Origin of the sequence: Pseudomonas sp. M5 (genome assembly GCF_016907075.1) — a bacterium.
GTDB classification, from domain to species: Bacteria; Pseudomonadota; Gammaproteobacteria; order Pseudomonadales; family Pseudomonadaceae; genus Aquipseudomonas; species Aquipseudomonas putida_E.
The window spans coordinates 1-18,362 of sequence record NZ_JAFBBH010000001.1; the positions used below are offsets into that span (position 1 = coordinate 1).

General features: G+C 61.3%; 16 protein-coding genes and 3 pseudogenes. 8 read left to right on the forward strand and 11 right to left on the reverse strand.

The features are described from left to right. Positions 1 to 42: 42 nt before the first annotated feature. From JOE27_RS24725 to JOE27_RS00020, 5 genes and pseudogenes are all read right to left on the reverse strand, one after another. Positions 43 to 196, reverse strand: a pseudogene (locus JOE27_RS24725) (DUF411 domain-containing protein); the annotation flags it as partial. Between the two features lie 15 nt (positions 197 to 211). Then, positions 212 to 991: a cytochrome c gene (locus JOE27_RS00005; protein WP_204917485.1), complete on the reverse strand. Its 780-nt coding sequence runs from the start codon at positions 989 to 991 to the stop codon at positions 212 to 214. 9 nt (positions 992 to 1,000) lie between these two features. After that, entirely contained in the window at positions 1,001 to 1,969 is a 969-nt protein-coding gene (locus tag JOE27_RS00010) for a copper resistance protein B (protein ID WP_119688587.1), read from the reverse strand. Next, on the reverse strand, positions 1,959 to 2,258 hold the full coding sequence (locus tag JOE27_RS00015; RefSeq protein ID WP_182445270.1) for a hypothetical protein: 300 nt from the start codon (positions 2,256 to 2,258) through the stop codon (positions 1,959 to 1,961). The genes JOE27_RS00010 and JOE27_RS00015 overlap by 11 nt, the downstream gene beginning before the upstream one ends. Before the next feature lie 14 nt (positions 2,259 to 2,272). Next, the gene (locus JOE27_RS00020; protein WP_119689139.1) at positions 2,273 to 4,015 is read right to left on the reverse strand and encodes a copper resistance system multicopper oxidase; all 1,743 of its coding nucleotides are present in this window, start codon (positions 4,013 to 4,015) and stop codon (positions 2,273 to 2,275) included. A 297-nt stretch (positions 4,016 to 4,312) separates the two neighbouring features. On the opposite strand from JOE27_RS00020, the gene dmeF reads away from it, so the two are divergent. Then, a complete protein-coding gene (gene dmeF, locus JOE27_RS00025) occupies positions 4,313 to 5,308 on the forward strand; it encodes a CDF family Co(II)/Ni(II) efflux transporter DmeF (RefSeq protein WP_204917493.1) in 996 nt (331 codons plus the stop codon). On the opposite strand, the gene JOE27_RS00030 is transcribed toward dmeF, so the two are convergent. After that, positions 5,232 to 6,515 carry an arsenic transporter gene (locus JOE27_RS00030; protein WP_196914193.1) on the reverse strand — a complete coding sequence of 428 codons (1,284 nt, stop codon included), beginning with the start codon at positions 6,513 to 6,515 and terminating at the stop codon, positions 5,232 to 5,234. The genes dmeF and JOE27_RS00030 overlap by 77 nt on opposite strands. 242 nt (positions 6,516 to 6,757) lie before the next feature. On the opposite strand from JOE27_RS00030, the pseudogene JOE27_RS00035 reads away from it, so the two are divergent. Beyond that, positions 6,758 to 8,494 (forward strand): annotated as a pseudogene (locus JOE27_RS00035) (FepA family TonB-dependent siderophore receptor); the annotation flags it as partial. A 26-nt stretch (positions 8,495 to 8,520) separates the two neighbouring features. Here the strand turns inward: JOE27_RS00035 and JOE27_RS00040 are convergent. Further along, positions 8,521 to 9,758, reverse strand: a protein-coding gene (locus JOE27_RS00040) for an IS3 family transposase (protein ID WP_125924402.1) whose coding sequence is annotated in 2 segments (ribosomal slippage) — positions 8,521 to 9,410 and positions 9,410 to 9,758 — 1,239 coding nt in all. Because the reading frame shifts where the segments join, the coding sequence is not laid out codon by codon here. 52 nt (positions 9,759 to 9,810) lie between these two features. Here JOE27_RS00040 and JOE27_RS00045 point away from each other — a divergent pair. The 4 genes and pseudogenes from JOE27_RS00045 to JOE27_RS00060 form a co-directional block, all read left to right on the forward strand. Continuing rightward, positions 9,811 to 10,323, forward strand: a pseudogene (locus JOE27_RS00045) (TonB-dependent receptor); the annotation flags it as partial. 125 nt (positions 10,324 to 10,448) lie between these two features. After that, positions 10,449 to 10,736 carry an iron transporter gene (locus tag JOE27_RS00050; RefSeq protein ID WP_161871180.1) on the forward strand — a complete coding sequence of 96 codons (288 nt, stop codon included), beginning with the start codon at positions 10,449 to 10,451 and terminating at the stop codon, positions 10,734 to 10,736. Further along, on the forward strand, positions 10,733 to 12,253 hold the full coding sequence (locus tag JOE27_RS00055; RefSeq protein WP_204917496.1) for a PepSY-associated TM helix domain-containing protein: 1,521 nt from the start codon (positions 10,733 to 10,735) through the stop codon (positions 12,251 to 12,253). Before JOE27_RS00050 ends, JOE27_RS00055 begins: the two co-directional genes overlap by 4 nt. Then, the gene (locus tag JOE27_RS00060) at positions 12,250 to 12,582 is read left to right on the forward strand and encodes a DUF3325 domain-containing protein (RefSeq protein WP_046787912.1); all 333 of its coding nucleotides are present in this window, start codon (positions 12,250 to 12,252) and stop codon (positions 12,580 to 12,582) included. The genes JOE27_RS00055 and JOE27_RS00060 overlap by 4 nt, the downstream gene beginning before the upstream one ends. Before the next feature lie 52 nt (positions 12,583 to 12,634). On the opposite strand, the gene JOE27_RS00065 is transcribed toward JOE27_RS00060, so the two are convergent. Further along, positions 12,635 to 13,234: a biliverdin-producing heme oxygenase gene (locus tag JOE27_RS00065; RefSeq protein WP_204917498.1), complete on the reverse strand. Its 600-nt coding sequence runs from the start codon at positions 13,232 to 13,234 to the stop codon at positions 12,635 to 12,637. Positions 13,235 to 13,375: 141 nt separating this feature from the next. On the opposite strand from JOE27_RS00065, the gene JOE27_RS00070 reads away from it, so the two are divergent. Beyond that, positions 13,376 to 13,915, forward strand: a complete 540-nt coding sequence (locus JOE27_RS00070) for a histidine phosphatase family protein (RefSeq protein WP_119688594.1) — start codon at positions 13,376 to 13,378, stop codon at positions 13,913 to 13,915. Between the two features lie 57 nt (positions 13,916 to 13,972). On the opposite strand, the gene JOE27_RS00075 is transcribed toward JOE27_RS00070, so the two are convergent. From JOE27_RS00075 to JOE27_RS00085, 3 genes are all read right to left on the reverse strand, one after another. Next, entirely contained in the window at positions 13,973 to 14,758 is a 786-nt protein-coding gene (locus JOE27_RS00075; protein ID WP_012313625.1) for a sulfite exporter TauE/SafE family protein, read from the reverse strand. Positions 14,759 to 14,919: 161 nt separating this feature from the next. Beyond that, positions 14,920 to 16,800: a methyl-accepting chemotaxis protein McpA gene (gene mcpA / locus JOE27_RS00080; RefSeq protein WP_125923200.1), complete on the reverse strand. Its 1,881-nt coding sequence runs from the start codon at positions 16,798 to 16,800 to the stop codon at positions 14,920 to 14,922. 140 nt (positions 16,801 to 16,940) lie between these two features. After that, positions 16,941 to 17,819, reverse strand: a complete 879-nt coding sequence (locus tag JOE27_RS00085; protein ID WP_046787916.1) for a LysR family transcriptional regulator — start codon at positions 17,817 to 17,819, stop codon at positions 16,941 to 16,943. 101 nt (positions 17,820 to 17,920) lie between these two features. Here JOE27_RS00085 and JOE27_RS00090 point away from each other — a divergent pair, with 101 nt between their 5' ends. Further along, positions 17,921 to 18,349 (forward strand): PACE efflux transporter, encoded by a 429-nt coding sequence (locus tag JOE27_RS00090; RefSeq protein ID WP_012313628.1) that lies wholly within the window; start codon positions 17,921 to 17,923, stop codon positions 18,347 to 18,349. Positions 18,350 to 18,362 lie beyond the last annotated feature (13 nt).

The following is an 18,362-nucleotide window of genomic DNA, read 5'->3' on the forward strand; positions in this document are numbered from 1 at the left end:
GGTCCATCCTTTAAAGGGTTTGCGCTGGCGATCTGGTTAGACAGCTTCAACGTGGTCAACGACCAAGAAGTCGTTTGCTTCCAGGTGTGCTATCCATTTCCTGCAAGCAACCGCAACTCGCGTCCCGGTGCACATCAATAGAGAGGGCGTCAGCTTAGGCTGCTGGGGCGCTCAGTATGGCCGCACAGGTGCTCAGCCGGGGGCGGTGTGTTTACTTGACCTGGGTGTGCGCCTTCCCGTCTTCATGCACATGGTTTTTGGAGGAATGGCCTGTTCGATGGTCTGAAGGTGCCTCAGCGGCCTGGTGGCCGCCGTGGTGCTCCGTGAGAGACACCGGTTCTGAATGCGCACTTCCACGGTCATGACCTTCCTCAGCCATGCCATGGCCCGTTGTGGCCTCACGGGTACCTTGTTCGGACTTGGCACTGCCGTGTTGACCTTCATGGTCATGCATATCGCTCTCGCCACCGCCATGCTGGTGGCCGCCACTGGAGGCGACCATCGCTTGGTACTCCTCGGCATTGAGTTGCGGGAGCTTATCCAGAAAGGCGACGATCCCCCAGATGTACTGGTCTTCCATGCTTTTGCCCCATGCTGGCATGCCGGTGGCCTTGATACCGTGCTTGATTATCCAGAACGCAGTTGCGGGGCCGCCGCTTACGCCGCTCTTGCTGAGGTTGGCAGGTGCTGGGTATAGCGCTTGGCTGAGTTCAGTTTTCTGCAGGCCTGGAGCGAGATGGCAACCGATACACATGGCGTTGTAGTTACCTGCTCCGGCCTTGACCAGAGCGGGGTCTTTCAAATTCGGCACCTTGATGTTGCGTGCTCGAACTTCGATCGAGCGATCACGCGCCATGGCCAAAAACGCATGGACAGCCGGGAAGTGCGGATCATCCGCGCCTACGTTCACGAGACCGAAGTAGGCCGAGCCCAGAACTGCCGCGCTACCTACGGCACCTATCGACAACAGCGTTGTAATTGTTCTTTTCATGTCGAGTTCTCAAAACCACATGCGAATGCCGGCAACGAAGCGCGCTTCGTTCACGTCCCCGCCTTCATCACGGATGAAGTCGGCGGTTTTGCCGTAGGAACGACTCCAGGTAACGCCTATGTAGGGTGCAAACTGGCGGACAATTTCGTACCGTAAGCGCAGTCCGACTTCGGTGTTGGCCAGGCCAGTGCCGACCCCGCGTTGCAGATCGTTCTTGCCATAGAAGTTGGCCTCAGCGGTTGGCTGAAGGATCAAACGATTGGTCAGCAGAATGTCGTACTCACCTTCCAGGCGGGCCGCAGTCTGACCGTTCTCACCTATGAAAGCCGTCGCTTGCGCCTCGAAATCGTACAGCGCCATGCCCTGGATACCGAATGCTGCCCAGGTCTGGGGCGATTGGGGTTGGAAGTCCTGCCGCAGACCGGCGACCACATCCCACCATGGGCTGATCGAGCGGCCGTACAGGAGCTGCAGCTGCGCATCTTCAGTTACCCCGTTGGTGCGCTCGCCCTCCGCGCGAATCCAGAGCCGGTTGACGTCGCCGCCCACCCATCCTGATGCGTCCCAGGCAAGCGTGCTGCCTTCATCGGCGTTTTGGTATTCCAGCTGGTCCAGCAAGAAAAACCCGTTGATCCCGCTGTCATCCATTTTGTGCCCGTCGAGCGGGGGGAAGGCAGCCTGGCGGTCGGCGTCCGTCAGCACGGGGATCGGCGTGCGGCTGGTCGAGGCAGGCGAATCGGCCTCCCCGTGTTTCATGTTGGAATGATCCATCGCATCATGGTCCATGTCCTTCATGCTTGTAGGGGCCATCTTGCTGTGGTCCATTGAGGCGGGTTTGGCTTTAGGCTGGCTGTGGCCCATTGCCGAGTGATCCATCCCGGAATGATCCATTTCAGCGGCGATGCTGGGCGAAACGCCCAGCACGCCGAGAAAAACGCTCAATGTCAGCAACGATGGTCGTACAACGCTATTGGCCATTTTTCCCTGCCTTGGCTTTGTCGCTACCCTGTGATTCCATCATTTTGCTGTGGTCCATGCCCTCCATCGAATGATGGTCCATACCTTCCATGGCACCGTGGTCCATGCCTTCATGGTTCATGCCATGGGCTTGCTTGCTCTTTGACGCGTTCGGCTGCGCTGCATCGGGCGACTTTTGCGTGTGCTGATCATGATGCTCACTGGACCAGGAAGTTGGTGGATAAACCGCGAGCAGGCCGACCATCGCGGCACTGAGGAAAAAGGCGCTTCGTTTCATTGGTTTGCTCATCTCGTCTCTCCTGTTCATTCGTCTACGCGCACTTCTCGGAACATGCCCGTTTCCATGTGGTACATGAGGTGGCAGTGATAGGCCCAACGCCCTAGCGCATCGGCGGTTACCCGATAGCTTCGTTTCGCGCCGGGAGGCATATCGATCGTGTGCTTTCGGACCATGAAGTTGCCATTCTCATCCTCCAGGTCGCTCCACATGCCGTGCAGGTGGATGGGGTGAGTCATCATGGTGTCGTTGACCAAGGTGATGCGCAGGCGCTCGCCGTATTTGAGCCGCAGCGGCTGGGCATCAGAGAACTTGATGCCGTCGAACGACCAGGCGAACTTTTCCATATGGCCGGTGAGGTGCAGTTCGATAGTCCGGCCCGGTTCACGGCCATCCGGGTCGATGAAGGTGCTTCGCAAATCCGAATAAGTGAGCACACGACGGCCATTGTCACGAAGCCCGATTCCTGGGTCGTTCAGCTTGGGCGTCGGGGTCATGGTCTGCATGTCGACCAGCGGGTTGTTTGTTTCCGAGGCGGGATGGCTTTGCATGGCACTGCCAGTCGTCATGCTGCCGTGATTCATGCCGGCCATGCTGTCATGGTCCATACCCGCCATATTGTTGTGCTCCATGCCGGCCATGTTGCCGTGGTCCATCCCCATGTCGCTCATGGAGATCAAAGGCCTTGGGTCTAAAGCAGGCACCGGGCCTTGCATGCCCTCGCGAACAGCCAGGGTGCCTCTGGAATAGCCAGTGCGATCCATGGATTGGGCAAAGAGGGTGTAAGCCTGCTCGTTTTCAGGCTCGACAATGACATCGTAGGTTTCGGCAACCGCGATGCGGAATTCATCGATCGACACAGGCTTGACGTACTGCCCGTCGGCTGCGACGACCGTCATCTTCAAGCCGGGTATACGCACGTCGAAATAGGTCATGGCGGAGCCGTTGATAAAGCGCAGCCGGATTTTCTCGCCTGGCTTGAATATTCCAGTCCAATTGTCATTGGGCGCCTTGCCGTTCATGAGGTAGGTGTAGGTATACCCACTCACGTCAGCAAGATCGGTTGGGCTCATCTTCATCTCAGCCCACATCTTCCGATCGGCTACAGCGCCAGACCAGCCTTTCTCACTCACGTCATCGACGAAATCGCCAACCGTCCGCTTGTGGAAGTTGTAGTAGTCCGACTGTTTTTTGAGCTTGGACATGACCTGCGCCGGATCTGCGTCGGTCCAGTCGCTGAGCATGACGACGTAGTCACGGTCGTAGGTGAAAGGCTCTGGATCCTTCGCATCGATCACTAGCGCACCGTAAACACCGATCTGCTCCTGCAAGCCCGAGTGGCTGTGGTACCAGTAGGTGCCGTTCTGGTGAACCTTGAACCTGTATTCATACATGCCATCCGGGGCGATGCCATGGAAGCTCAGGCCCGGTACGCCGTCCATGTTTGCCGGCAGAATGATCCCGTGCCAGTGGATGGACGTATCCTGTTTCAAGCGATTGCGCACGCGCAGCGTGACTGTGTCGCCCTCTCGCCAGCGAAGAATCGGTCCCGGCAGCGAGCCGTTGATGGCCATTGCCGTACGCGCTGCGCCGGTAATGTTCACCGGGAGCTCACCGATGTACAGGTCAAAATCGGTGCCGGTCAGTACGTTGGGTTGGCCAGGGCTGGTCACGGCCCAGACCGGCGTGCGCCACATGCCCAGCCCACCCAGTAGTCCGGTAGCAGCGAGGCCCGTGACGAATGAGCGTCTCGTGGTTTTGCTTTGCATGCCGTTGCGTCCAGTCAGGTAGATCACTGATATCCAGGCTGCGACTTGGGCAACCATCCCGTTTCAATTGAGCTCTCACTCCGCCTGATAGGCGCTGGTCTCGGGTTCAGGCTAGCTACCGGGCGCTGTCAGCAAGCTGAGCCCGACATTACTTTTCCGTCAGCTTCTGGTTGAGTGCCATTCTTGTTGCACACTGAAGGGCAACCAAGGGGGGAAAGGTCTGACCTAACTGGAGCGCGCACAAAACGTTGAAGACCCATTCGATGCCGATTCGGCGGTATTCAAAGTGAGCAGGCCATGAGCACGACTGATTTCGAACATAGCCACAACTTCTTGGGCACCGCCCACGATGACAATGCCAAACGAACATTGTGGGTAGTGATGCTCACCGTGGTGATGATGGTCGGTGAGATTGCCGCAGGCTATGTCACGGGATCGATGGCGCTTTTGGCAGATGGTTTCCATATGGCAACCCATGCGGGCGCGCTGGGGATTGCCGCTGCGGCCTATGCTTACGCCCGCAAGCATTCGGCAAGTGCTGCCTACAGCTTTGGCACCGGTAAAGTGGGTGACCTTGGAGGGTTCGCTTCTGCGTTGATTCTTGGTTTTGTCTCGTTAGGCATCGGTATCGAGTCGGTTCTGCGACTATTTCAGCCTACCCAAGTGCAGTTCGGGATGGCGACCCTGATTGCGATCGTTGGTTTGCTGGTCAATATCATCAGCGCCCTTCTTCTGGCCGGCGGCGGTCATGATCACAGCCATTCGCATGGGCATCACACCCATTCGCATGGAGATAACAACTTGCGGTCGGCTTACCTCCATGTGCTCGCCGATGCGGTCACGTCGGTCATGGCGATCGTCGCGCTGCTGGCCGGTAGATACCTTGGCTGGATATGGCTCGATCCGGTCATGGGGATCATTGGCGCTGTTGTGATTGCACGCTGGGCGTGGTTGCTGATGAAGGATACTGCGGCCGTATTGCTTGATAAGACCGATAACCCTGTCGCCGAAGAAATCAGGGAGTTGCTTGGCCAAGCCGGCGATTTTCAGATCACCGACCTGCATGTTTGGAAAGTGGGGCCTCAAGCGCATGCTGCCATCGTCAGTGTGCATGGCCCAGAGGTGCTCTCTGCCGATGACGTTCGGGCTGCATTGACGCCTGTACATGAGGTCACTCACCTCACGGTCGAATACAGGGCAGTGGCCTGCGGCGTTTTCAAAGGCTCAGGCGCACCGCCAACGCTGCCAAGGTCACCAGCAACACCGGCACAGTCAACAACACCCCAACCTTGAAGTAATACCCCCAGCCGATGGTCACGCCCTTGCGCGCCAGCACATGCAGCCACAACAGCGTGGCCAGGCTGCCGATCGGGGTGATCTTCGGCCCCAGGTCGCAGCCGATCACGTTGGCATAGATCATCGCTTCGCGCACCACACCCTGCGCCTCGCTGGCATGAATCGACAGCGCCCCGATCAGCACGCTGGGCATGTTGTTCATGACCGACGACAGCAGCGCCGCAATCAGCCCGGTACCCAGCGAGGCTGCCCATAGCCCGTGCCCGGCCAGCCAGCTCAGCACATTGCCGAGCGAGTCGGTGAGGCCGGCATTGCGCAAGCCGTAGACCACCAGGTACATCCCCAACGAAAACACCACGATCTGCCACGGTGCCTCGCGCAGCACGCGGCGGGTGGAGATCACATGGCCCCGGGCGGCAACGGCGAACAGTACCGCCGCGCAGGCTGCGGCCACGGCACTGACCGGAATGCCCATGGGCTCGAGCACGAACAGGCTGGCCAGCAATGCCAGCAGCACCGCCCAGCCGACACGGAACGTTGCGCGGTCGCGCACGGCCATGGCCGGCACCTTGAGGTCCTCGGTGGCATAGCGCAGCGCAATGTCGCGGCGAAAATACAGCCACAGCACCAGTAGCGTGGCTGCCACTGCTACCAGGTTCACCGGCACCATCACCGCGGCATAGGCGTTGAACCCCAGATCGAAGTAGTCCGCCGAGACGATGTTCACCAGGTTGGATACCACCAGTGGCAGGCTGGCGGTGTCGGCGATGAAGCCTGCACCCATGACGAAGGCCAGGGTCGCCGCCGGGGAGACGCGCAGCGCCAGCAGCATCGACATGACGATCGGGGTGAGGATCAGCGCCGCGCCGTCATTGGCGAACAGCGCCGACACCGCCGCGCCCAGCAGCACCATGAAGGCGAACAGGCGGCGCCCGTCCCCTCGCGCCCAGCGCGCCACATGCAGCGCCGCCCATTCGAAAAAGCCCGCTTCGTCCAGCAGCAGGCTGATGACGATCAGGGCGATGAATGTGGCGGTGGCGTTCCAGATGATGGCCCATACCGTGGGGATGTCATGCAGCGATACCACGCCGAACACCAGGGCCAGCACGGCGCCGAGTGTGGCGCTCCAGCCAACGCCGAGGCCTTTGGGCTGCCAGATGACCAGGGTCAGGGTGAACAGGAAGATTAGAGCGGCTGGGAGCATGGAAACGCTGTCTCATCTCAGGGGAGAGGGGCAAAAGTGACTGTACACGGGCTGGCTACGCGTCGGAAAAGTTCCGGTGCAAACATGTAAGTTTCGTAAATAAGATTTAAACCCATTTGAGAATAACTATATTTACCAACCCTGTTGGCCCCCGAATAGTGTTTGCGAGGCCGGTGGGCGCGGGCCTTCCGGCTTCCTGGCAGGGATGTGCCCTTCGCTTACCCATCGCAGGAGATGTGTCAATGCAGTGCAGAACTTCACCCAACAGCCTGGCCCTGGCGTTTGTCGCGTTGGCGTCACCGGCCATGATGGCGACCGCCGCTGAAACAGTGGAGCGCAGCCCTGGTGAGGTGCTGGAAATGCCGGTGGCCGACGACGCACTGGTGATCCAGGACACTCTGGTCACTGCAGAGCGCGAGGCACGACAGGCGCTGGGTTCGTCGATCATCACTGAAGAAGACATCAAGCGTCGCCCGCCGGCCAACGACCTGTCCGACATCATCCGTCGGGAGCCGGGGGTCAACCTGACCGGCAACAGCGCCAGTGGTGCGCGTGGCAACAACCGACAGATCGACCTGCGCGGCATGGGCCCGGAGAACACCCTGATCCTCATCGACGGCAAACCGTCCAGCGCGCGCAACGCCGTGCGCTACGGCTGGAACGGCGACCGCGACACCCGCGGCGAAACCAACTGGGTGCCGGCCGAGGCGGTCGAGCGCATCGAAATCCTGCGCGGCCCCGCGGCGGCGCGCTACGGCTCGGGCGCCATGGGCGGGGTGGTGAACATCATCACCAAGCGGCCCACCGAGGCGTTCAAGGGCAGCCTCAACCTGTTCACGCAAATGCCGCAAGACAGCGCAGAGGGTGTCAGCCGTCGTGCCAACTTCAACCTCAGCGGTGGGCTTACCGACAACCTCGGTTTCCGTTTGTACGGTGGCCTGGCCAAGACCGACGCCGACGACCTGGACATCAACGCCGACCACGCCAACAGCGCGCTGGTCGCCGGTCGTGAGGGCGTGCGCAACAAGGACATCAACGGCCTGCTGAGCTGGCGGCTCAACGACGAGCACCGCCTTGAAGCCAGCGCCGGTTACAGCCGCCAGGGCAACCTCTATGCCGGCGATACCATGAACAGCAACGGTGGCAGCAATGTCGACCTGATCTCCAGCCTGTATGGCCACGAGACCAATGTCATGCAGCGCAACACCTATGACCTGACCCACCTTGGCGATTTTAGCTGGGGCACCAGCAAGACCAGCCTGGCTTACGAATACGTACGCAACTGGCGTCTCAACGAAGGCCTGGCCGGTGGCCCGGAAGGTGCGATCAACGACAGCGGTGCAGCCATGTCGCGGCTGCGCAACACTCGTCTGAGCAGCGAAGTGAACCTGCCGTTTGCCATGGGCAGTACTGAACATGTGCTGACCCTGGGCGGTGAGTACCTGTACGAATCGCTCAACGACCAGGGCTCGTTCCGCCCCCAGAGCTTCGACCCCAGCGGCGGTGGCAGTGACGTCATCAGTGGCTTCGACCGCAGCAACTCGAAGATGACCGCCAAGAGCTACGCGTTGTTCGTCGAGGACAACATTGTGCTGGGCGACACCACCGTCACCCCGGGCCTGCGCTTCGACCACCACGAAACCTTTGGCGACAACTTCAGCCCCAGCCTCAACCTGTCGCACAAGCTGACCGATGCGCTGTCGGTCAAGGGCGGTATCGCGCGGGCCTACAAGGTGCCGAACCTGTATCAGTCCAACCCCAACTACCTGCTCTACAGCCGCGGCAACGGCTGCAGTGTGCAGCAGAGCAACTCCGGGGGCTGCTACCTGCAGGGCAATGCCGACCTCAAGCCGGAAATCAGCGTCAACAAGGAAATCGGCCTGTTGTACGACCGCGGCACCTGGCGTACCAGCGCGACGTACTTCCGCAACGATTACAAGAACAAGATCATCGGTGACACCGATGTGCTTTACACTGTCTAGTCCTGAAATAGGTTTACACCAGCTCAGGTAGGCCGACAGGCCTCAAACGCCCGATGCACCGCATCGGGCGTTTTGTTTTTCAGGGCCATATGAGGCCGTTCTGTGTTGTAAATCTGCACTGCCTCGTCAACCATCTGTCTCGCTTGCTCCAGATCTTCAGGGCTGCTCAACAGAAGTTCCATCTTGAGGATTCCATTGACTCGCTCGGCCAGCGCGTTCTGGTAACAGTCATACCCATCAGTCATGGAGCACTGAACGCCGTGCCGTTGATGCAGTGACTGGTATAGCGCTGAGCAATATTGGATTCCTCGATCCGAATGGTGGACCAATGGCTGGCGACGACCTCGCTTTCGTAAAGCCTGCCTGAAGGCTTGCGCTACTGACTCGGCGTGCAGGCTTTCATGGACGTGGTGGCCAACAATTTTCCTGGAGTACGCATCCGTTACCAGGCTCAGGTACAGCGGCCCGTTACGTGCGGGCAGGTAAGTGATGTCGGCAACCCAGACGTGCTCCGGCCTTGTCGGAACGACCTGGCTTGGGCCGGGCTTGAGTAAGTTGGGATGGCGGTAGAAGCGATGAAAGCTCTGTGTTGTCTTGTGGTAGGCCCGCTTAGGCAGCACTAGCAAACGGCGCTCTCCCAAGACCTGGAACAGCCTATCTCGGCCGACCTGGAATCGTCTGTCAGGTTGGCAATGCAGCAGATAGTGCAGCTTGCGTGTGCCTAGACGAGGCTGGCGCATCCGGACTTGCCGTACAAACTCAACCACCTGGTCTGCCTGGCGTTCTTTGTCATCGGCAGCTCGATTACGTTTGTAGTAAGCCTGTCGACTGATACCTAGAAACTGACAAGCCCTGGCAATGCTCAGTCCTGCGACTTGACCTTGCGAGAGGACTTGCCGGATCGCTTTTTTACGATCGAGACACCATAGTCATTTTTCAGAACATCAACGACAGTTTCAAAGAACTGGGCCTTCTGGCTCATCAGCTCAAGCTGCTGCTCAAGCTCTTTGATCCGCTGCTCTGGAGTGAGCGTTTTGGGGTCAGACATCGCGCAGCTCCTCTCGTCGCGGATCGAGGCCCCCTGGCTCCAATCCTGCCGACCGTGCTTACGCAACCATACCAGAACCGTCGACCGCCCCTGGATGCCGTACCGCACCTGGGCCTGCTTGTAGGTCAGTTCGCCTTTTTCAATCTGATCAACCACCGCCAATTTAAAAGACAGCGAGTAATCACGCTGTGTGCGCTTTACACCTTGTTCCATCTGACTCTCCGGAAATTCGGGATGGGAGGTGTAAACCTTATTCAGGACGGGACACACCATCAACAGCGGCCGCCGCGTGACCCAGTGGGAGAACGCCGGCGAGGCACGTGTGGAAGGCATCGAGGGCAACCTGTTCGTCGAACTGACCCCGGTACTGGACTGGAACACCAACCTGACCTGGATGCTCGACAACGACAACCGCGAGACGGGCGAGCCGCTGTCGGTGATCCCCGAATACACGGTCAACAGCACCCTGGACTGGCGCGCCACCGACAAGCTTTCGTTCCAGGTGGCCGGTACCTACTACGGCAAGCAGAAGTCGCCGACCTACAACTACCGCACCGAGGAGAGCTACGACGCCGAGGCGCAGCAGGATGTCGAGGCTTACGGGCTGGTGGATGTCAGCACCGGGTACAAGTTCAACGCCAACTATGACGTGCGGGTGGGCGTGAACAACGTGTTCGACAAGCAGATCTATCGCGGTGGCAATGCCAGCAGCTCGGGTGCCAACACCTACAACCAGCCGGGACGTGCGGTGTTTGCTTCCTTGAATATCTCGTTCTGATACTGGGGCCGCGCTGCGGCCCATTCGCGGGGCAAGCCCGCTCCTGCAGATACCCCACGGGCGCAAGCGCAGTGGCGTACCTGGGGAGCGGGCTTGCCTCGATGTGACTACCAGGAAATACCCCAATGAACACTAAGACCGCCTGGTTGCAGATCCTCTCGCGCAGCAGCGCCGCGCTGTTGGGCGGCTACGCGCTTACCTATGCCGCCAGCGCCTGCCTGGCCCGGCTATTGCCGCTGTCACCTGCCGATGCAGTCATCGTCGCGACCCTGCCGGCCTTCATTTTCTACACCGCAGCCATCCTATGGGCCTTTGCCAGCCGTGACGCGGTGCGCGCCTGGCTACCGCTGGCCCTGGCTGCGCCCCTGGCGTTGATCGGCTTCTGGCCTCAGGCGCTGGAGTGGCTGGCATGAAGAACACCTTCACTCAATCGATGGCCTGGCTGCACACCTGGGGCGGGCTGATCTTCGGCTGGCTGCTGTTCGCCATCTTCGTCACCGGCACCCTGGCGGTGTTCGACAAAGAGCTTAACCACTGGATGCAGCCGGAAATCCCGGCCAGTGAAGTGACCCAGGCCGATGCAGCGCGGCGCGCCATTGCCTACCTGCAAGCCCATGAGCCGCAGGCCGGCAACTGGGGCGTCAGCCTGCCCACCGATCGTTCGCCCGGGCTGCGGGTGTCTACCGGTGAGCGGCGCCATGGCGGCGGCGTACAGCTCGACCCGCAGACGGGCGAGGCCATCGAGGTACGCGACAGTGTCGGCGGCAATTTCTTTTTCCGCTTCCATTTCACCCTCGACCTGCCGCGCAACTGGGGCATCTTCGTGGTCGGTGCACTGGCGCTGGTGATGCTGGCGGCGCTTGTCACCGGCATTGTCATCCACAAGAAGATCTTCAAGGAGTTCTTCACTTTCCGGCCGAACAAGGGCCAGCGCTCCTGGCTGGACTTTCACAACGCCAGTGCAGTGCTGTTGCTGCCGTTCCACCTGATGATCACCTACACCGGGCTGGTGATCTTCATGCTCATCTACATTCCTGCAGGTGTCGATGCGCTGTTCGCCGGGGACAACCGGGCCTACTTCAAGGCCCAGGGCAACGCCCGCCTGGAGCAGCCAAGGGGCATGGCCAGGCAGCCCGCGGAGCTGGCCGATGTGGTACCGCTACTGGCCCAGGCGCAGGCACGCTTGGGGCCCATAGCCGGTTTCAATATCCGCAATCCCAACACTGCCGGGGCACGTATCGAGGTCCGCCCTGAACTGGGTAACCGCATCGCCCTGTCCAAGGGGCAGGCCATGGTATTCGATGGTGTCAGCGGCCAGTTGCTCAGCGATGTGACCGAGTGGCGTGCGGCCCCCTTGACCCTGCGGGTCATGGTCGGCCTGCATTTTGCCCAGTTTGGCGGGTACCCGATGCGTTGGTTGTACTTCGTTTGTGGCGTTATCAGCTGCGTTATGATCGCCAGTGGCCTGGTGCTGTTTTGCGTGAAGCGTGGGCGCAAGTACGCCAGCGCCAGCGCGCAGTTGTCGGCGCGGCGTTGGTACCGGGTGGCCGAGGTGTGCAATGTCGGTTTCGTTGCCGGTTTGCTGCTGGCCTGTGACGGCTTGCTCTGGGCCAGCCGCCTGCTGCCGGTCGAGCTGGTACAGCGCGAAGCCTGGGAGGTGCGGGCGTTCTTTGGTGTATGGCTGCTGGCGCTGTTGCATGCGGGTATCAGGCCTGCGCGCCGGGCGTGGGTGGAGCAGTTGGGACTGACGGCACTGCTGTGCATGGGCCTTGGGCTGTTCGGTGGGCTGGCGGATGCCTTGCGCCTGGGCGTGGCAGCTTGCGCACTGGTGCTGGGGGTATTGCTCGGTGTGGTGGCGTGGCGCGTGCAGAACGCCGAGCCGGCGCCGCTTGCACGCAAGGCAGGGCGCAGCGTGGAGGCAGGCGCATGATGATGCTGATCGCGGGCGGCACGCTGTTCGCCTATGCCGGCATGCTTGGCCTTTGCCAAGGCCTGGAGCGGCACTACAAGCAGGTATGGCAGCGGGCTTGCCCGCGGCCATTGCGCGTGGTGCTGCGTGGCGCTGGCTGGCTGGCACTGATGATCAGCCTGTTGCTCTGTGCCCAGGCCTGGGGCTGGGCCATGGCGCCGGTGGCCTGGTTGGCGATGATGTCGCTGGGGGCAATGCTGCTGGTCGTGCTGTTGCCGTATTGGCCGCGGCTGGCGGTCGGGCTGGCGGGGTTGGTGCCGGGGTGGGTGCTGCTGCAGCTGTTTGCCTGAGCGGGCCCCATCGCCGGCTTGCCGGCGGCAGGGTCAGAGCAAACAGGCCTCTTTAGCCGGGTTTTTGGTTCAGCACGTTGCGTTGCCCAAGCCAGCGCTCGAAGCTCTGGAATGTTTCGATGGCCGCCTGCACGGTGGCGGCCTGCGCTGCAGGTGCTGTCGAGGCCTGGCCAAGGCGGTCGAGAAAGCTGCGCCAGTAGTTGCCGGTCCGCGCACCGTATACATCTAAAAAACCTGTGCCGCTGGCCGGGTCGAGACCCAGGCGTTCGGACATTGCCTTTTTGAGTACCTGGCCGCCCAGGGTCGAGCCTTCCATTACGTACATCACACCCAGCGCGCTTGCCTCATCGTTTATGGCAGGCAGCGCTTGGCACAGGGGCAGGGCATCGATGTCGGCGGCGCTCAGGTGCAAGGCTTGCAGGTCCAGGGTGAGAGCCGGTGTCTTGGCCCTCACGGGTTCCTGATAATTGCCCAGCCGCGCTTCGAGAGGGGCGTGGAACCCGTAGTAGGCTTGCAGTAGCCGGCTGTAGGCAGCGGCATCGAAGTGCGCTTGAAAGAACGGCAGGCGGGCTTCGAGCGACTTGTGGCAGTCGCGTGTACCCTCGCGCAGGGCTAGCAGCAACGGGCTGGGAGAGGAGGAGCTGGCTGGCATTCGGGTCGGCTCTAGTGGCATTTCGCCTAATTTGGACTGGCCATCGTAACGCAGTGTTCCTCCAGGACTGCGACATTGTTGCGGAAAAAATAACCTCGGCGTGCTAAACCAGTCGGCCGTCCCCTGCGAAGAAGCCGCCTGGTGAAAGCCGTACACCTGACCTTGATCTGTCATGCCCTGACAACGGCCCAGAAGACCGGGCGCTTGCACCGCCCTGACGACGGTATCTTGCCGCTGCACGCCCAGCCGTTCGCCGTGGCGCCTGAAACGCGCATGCTGACCGCGCCGGAGCAGCGTGCGAGGGCAACGGCGGCAGGTTTTTCGATGCCGGTGCAGGTCGAGCCAGCGTTGGCCGATTGCGACCTGGGGTGCTGGCACGGGCTGGCATTGAAACAATTGCAGGCTGAGCAACCGCAGGCGCTGGCGTTGTGGCTGGACGACCCGCACAGTGCGCCGCATGGTGGTGAGTCGTTTGCCGAGCTGTGCCAGCGCATGGCGGGGTGGCTGGCGGCATTCGATAAACCGGGCGAGTGGGTGGCGGTGACCCATCCCATGGTGATTCGCGCGGTGCTGGTGCAGGTGCTTGGTTGCCCCCTGGCTGCCCATCGGCAGATTGATGTGCTGCCTTTGTCACGTGTGCAGTTGAGCTTTACCGGGCGATGGCGCTTGCGGCTCGGGTGAGGTGTGGCTTGTGATGGCGTGAGGGCCGGCTAACCCGTCTCACGCCAAACCCTTTCCTCAAAACGCCAGCTTGTACCCGATCAGCAACAGCATCCCCGCCAGGCAGGGCCGCAGCACGCGGTCGGAGATCCGCCCGGTGAGGTGGCTGCCCAGGTAGATGCCGGGCAACGAGCCGAGCAGCAGGTAACCCAGCAGCGACCAGTCCATGTTGCCCATGCCGGCGTGGCCCAGGCCTGCGACCAGGGTCAACGGCACCGCGTGGGCGATCTCGGTGCCCACCAGGCGCCGGGTGACCAGGAACGGGTAAAGCAAAAACAGCGCCACGGTGCCCAGGGCGCCGGCACCGATCGAGGTGAGGGTGACCATGACACCCAGCACCACGCCGGTGAGTACGGTAAGGATGTTTAGGCTACGGTCGCTGAGTTGGTAATGGTCACCGGCATGGCGGTTGGCGAACGCTTGCAGCCGCGACTTGAACAGGATTGCCAGTGCAGTGAGGATCAATACCACCGCCAGGCCCTGCTTGATGATGCCATTGAGCGCCGAGGTGTCGGTGTGCAGGGTGCTCAGGAACCACAGGGTCAGCGCTGCTGCCGGGACGCTGCCCAGGCTGAGCAGGCCGGTGATTCTCCAGTCGATGTTCTTGTTGCGGCTGTGCACCCACACGCCACTGGCCTTGGTGATGGCGGCGTAGAGCAGGTCGGTGCCGACAGCGGTGGCCGGGCTGATGCCAAACCACAGCAGGATCGGCGTCATCAGCGAACCGCCACCGACGCCGGTCATGCCGACGATGAACCCCACAACCAGCCCGGCTATGGTGAAACCGAAAGAACCTACATCCATACGCTACTCGACTGCCCAGCTTTGCCCGTGATCGGATGGGTGCCAGCATATAGGTAGTTTATATAGCCAAATAGACTTGTTCGTTATTAGGTTATAACTGCCTGAGCTTCAGCGCCGGCACGCTCATCCCCTGCAGAAGGCGAGCGTGCCGGCACATCCCCTCAGATGCGGAAGCTGCCCACCAGTTGCTTCAAACGCCCGGCCTGCTGCGCCAGCGCATCGCAATGCTGCAGTGTCTGGTTGAGGTTCTCTACCCCTTGCTGGTTGAGCGCATTGATCTGGGTGATGTCCAGGTTCAGGCTCTCGACCACGGCGGTCTGCTCTTCGGTAGCGGTGGCCACCGACTGGTTCATGCCGTCGATCTCGCCGATGCGCTGGGTCACGCTGGCCAGGCGAACACCGGCCTGGTTGGCGACCTGCACGGTCTGTTCGCTGGACACCTGGCTGGTGTTCATGGTGTGCACCGCCTCACGCGAGCCGACCTGCAGGCTGGTGATCATGCGGTGGATCTCTTCCGCCGATTCCTGGGTGCGGTGCGCCAGGTTGCGAACCTCGTCGGCGACCACGGCAAACCCGCGCCCGGCTTCACCAGCACGGGCCGCTTCGATCGCGGCGTTGAGCGCCAGCAGGTTGGTCTGCTGGGAGATGCCCTTGATCACGTCGAGGATCTTGCCGATTTCGTCGGTGCTGGCATTGAGCGTTTCGATCTGTTCGCAGGATTCGCTGATGCGCTGCGACAGGGCGGTCATGGCGTTGATCGCTTCTTCCACCACTTCGCGCCCGCCATTGGCCTGCTCGCTGGCGCCGCTGGCGTGCTGCGAAGCGTCGGCAGCGTTGCGTGCGATTTCCTGAGTGGCGGCACCCAGTTGGTTGATGGCCGCAGCGACACTGTTGGTGCGCATGCTCTGCTCTTCGGAACCGATGATCGAGGCATTGGAGGCGTTGACCACCTTTTCCGACAGGTCGTGCACCAGCCGCGTGGCCGACGAAACTTCGCTGATCGAGGTGTGAATGCGTTCTACAAAGTGGTTGAACGAGGTGGCCAGCTCGCCGAACTCATCTTTGCGCTGCACGGCAAGGCGGCGGGTCAGGTCGCCTTCACCTTCGGCGATGTCGCGCATGGCGCGGCCCATGGTGGTCAGCGGGCGCATCAGCACCGGGATCAGCAAGCCCAGCAGCCCGGCGATGGCCGCCACGGCAATGACCATGGCGATGATCGCCGAGGTACGGAACTGGCCCAATGCGGCGTAGGCCTTGTCCTTGTCGATCGACAGGCCGATATACCACTGGGCAGACGGCAAGCCGGCCACCGGGGCAAAGGAGATCAACCGCTGTTGGCCATCGAGGGTGACATCCTGCATGCCGGGCTCCACGCGCAAGCCAGCGCCTGGGTAGATGTCCTTGAGGTTCTTCATCACCTGGTCTTTGTCGGGGCTGACGATCACTTGGCCGCTGCTGTCGGCGAGGAAGGCGTGGCCGATGCCGCCGAAGTCGACCGAGTTGATGATCTGCACCAAGGTATCGAGGGTCAGGTCGCCGCCGACCACTCCGAGCATTTCGCCGTCACGCTTCACCGGCGTGGCGATGGTCACCATCAGGCCACCGACGGCGCCCTGGTAAGGGGCTGTTAGCACGGTCTGCCCGGCGTTTGCGGCGGCGCCGTACCATGGGCGCTGGCGTGGGTCGTAACCGGCCGGCATCTGGGCATTGGGGCGCTGGGTGAACACACCATTGGCCTGGCCCAGGTAGGTGAACAGGAAATTTTGCGTGTAGGAAGGCTGCTCGATCAGCCCGGCCAGGGTATCGCCCGTCCCTTGTTCAGCAATGTCCTGGGCCAGGTTCTCCAGCACCAGGATGCGCCCGCTCATCCAGTTCTGCACGCTGCTGGCAGTCAGCGCACCGGACTGCTGCACCGACGATTCGATGTTCTGGGCGATGATGTTGCGTTGCAGGTAATCGTTGTAGAGCGTGAACAGGGCAAAGGCCAGTACCACGACGCCGCACGCGCTGAGGAGGATCTTGTGGCGAAATTTCAGGTTCATGTTTCGAGACCTTGAGCCATGGAGGGAAGGGCACTGCGCGCTTGTGGCGCGATGGGCCTGTCCACTCTGGTATCGGCAAATCTCATAAAAAATTGAAGCACTTACGTCATCAGGCTGAGGCGATTTCGACGGACGGTGCGCTAGCAGTTGGCTAGCTGTTCGATCAGCAGACGCGCCGCTTGGCGCAGCGGTTGCTGCCTGCGCCAGAAGGCATGAATCGGCAACTGAAGTTCGTTGCGGGTATTGCCAAAACGCAGACGTACCAGGCGCCCGGCAGCGATCAGTGGCGCCACCCTGGCCAAGGGCAAATCGCCCCAGCCAAGGCCTGCTTCGACCATTTGCACGGCGAAGTCGAAACTGTCGGTGGACCAGTGCGTGGCGCCGATCAGCGCGCGCGGGTCGGCCAGCGGCAGGTCGCGGCTGCGCACCAGGATCTGACGCACGTTGATCAGGTCTTCCAGGTAGCGGATGCGCCCGTCGCGCAGTGCCGGGTGCGCCGGTGACAGGGTGGCAACCAGCGATTGCGTACCAATGTGCTGGAACCCCCGGCGGGCATCGACGTGCAGGCCGGCGAAGGCCAGGCACAGGTCGGCACGGCCGCTGTCGAGCAACTGCAATGCGTCTTCCTGCGGGGCACTGAGCAGTTGGATGTCCAGCAGCGGGTAGCGTTCACCCAGGCTGGCGATGGCAGTAAACAGCGGGCGCTGATCGATGTCCGGGACCACGGCGAGGGTCAGGCTGCTTTCCAGCCCTTGCGACAACTCCAGTGCGTGCACCTGCAATAGCCCCAGTTGCTCGGCGATCAGCCTGGCGTGTGGCTCTAGCGCCGCAGCCTGGGCGGTGGGGTGAACCTCGCGCGGGCCACGCTCGAACAGGGGGTAGCCCAGTTCGGCTTCAAGGTTGCCGATGGCCATGCTGACGGCAGAAGGTACCCGGCCAAGGGTGCGCGCCGCAGCGGAAAACGAACCCCGGTCGAGCACGGCGAGGAACAGCTGGATATTGTCACTGGAAAAGTTCATGTCGGCCTCCTGTCAGTCAATCTGAAAGCTACAGACTTTTTCTGTCAATAAATTTGAATCATTCTCGCGCCCTTCGCTTGATTCCACATGAGGTAAAACCGGTGCAAGGACTGAAACGCAAACTGGTCTACGTGACTTTCTACGAGCTGATCGGCTTGTGCATGTCGACGCTGGGGCTGGCTTACTTGTCCGATACCCAGGCTTCGCATACCGGGCCGCTGGCGGTGATGATCACCACCATCGCCATGCTCTGGAACCTGATTTACAACAGCCTGTTCGAGTATTGGGAGAGCCGCCAGGCCAAGCGCGGCCGCAGCGTGGCACGGCGGGTGGTGCATGCCGTCGGTTTCCAGCTGACCCTGGTGGTGTACCTGATCCCGCTGATTGCCTGGTGGCTGGGCATGAGCCTGGTCGAGGCGTTCCTGGTGGACCTTGCCTTTATCATCCTGGTGCCGTGCTACACGTTTGCCTACAACTGGGCGTTCGACCGCATCTTCGGTCTGCCGGCATCGGCCATGGCTACCGCCTGAGGGTGTCGGTACC

Excerpts from the sequence above, each read along its gene's own strand:
- JOE27_RS00015 (WP_182445270.1), bottom strand. The coding sequence starts at position 2,258 with ATGAGCAAACCAATGAAACGAAGCGCCTTTTTCCTCAGTGCCGCGATG.
- dmeF (WP_204917493.1), top strand. The coding sequence starts at position 4,313 with ATGAGCACGACTGATTTCGAACATAGCCACAACTTCTTGGGCACCGCC.
- JOE27_RS00005 (WP_204917485.1), bottom strand. The coding sequence starts at position 991 with ATGAAAAGAACAATTACAACGCTGTTGTCGATAGGTGCCGTAGGTAGC.
- JOE27_RS00060 (WP_046787912.1), top strand. The coding sequence starts at position 12,250 with ATGATGATGCTGATCGCGGGCGGCACGCTGTTCGCCTATGCCGGCATG.
- JOE27_RS00050 (WP_161871180.1), top strand. The coding sequence starts at position 10,449 with ATGAACACTAAGACCGCCTGGTTGCAGATCCTCTCGCGCAGCAGCGCC.
- JOE27_RS00030 (WP_196914193.1), bottom strand. The coding sequence starts at position 6,515 with ATGCTCCCAGCCGCTCTAATCTTCCTGTTCACCCTGACCCTGGTCATC.
- JOE27_RS00085 (WP_046787916.1), bottom strand. The coding sequence starts at position 17,819 with ATGAACTTTTCCAGTGACAATATCCAGCTGTTCCTCGCCGTGCTCGAC.
- JOE27_RS00020 (WP_119689139.1), bottom strand. The coding sequence starts at position 4,015 with ATGCAAAGCAAAACCACGAGACGCTCATTCGTCACGGGCCTCGCTGCT.
- JOE27_RS00065 (WP_204917498.1), bottom strand. The coding sequence starts at position 13,234 with ATGCCAGCCAGCTCCTCCTCTCCCAGCCCGTTGCTGCTAGCCCTGCGC.
- JOE27_RS00010 (WP_119688587.1), bottom strand. The coding sequence starts at position 1,969 with ATGGCCAATAGCGTTGTACGACCATCGTTGCTGACATTGAGCGTTTTT.
- JOE27_RS00055 (WP_204917496.1), top strand. The coding sequence starts at position 10,733 with ATGAAGAACACCTTCACTCAATCGATGGCCTGGCTGCACACCTGGGGC.
- JOE27_RS00075 (WP_012313625.1), bottom strand. The coding sequence starts at position 14,758 with ATGGATGTAGGTTCTTTCGGTTTCACCATAGCCGGGCTGGTTGTGGGG.
- mcpA (WP_125923200.1), bottom strand. The coding sequence starts at position 16,800 with ATGAACCTGAAATTTCGCCACAAGATCCTCCTCAGCGCGTGCGGCGTC.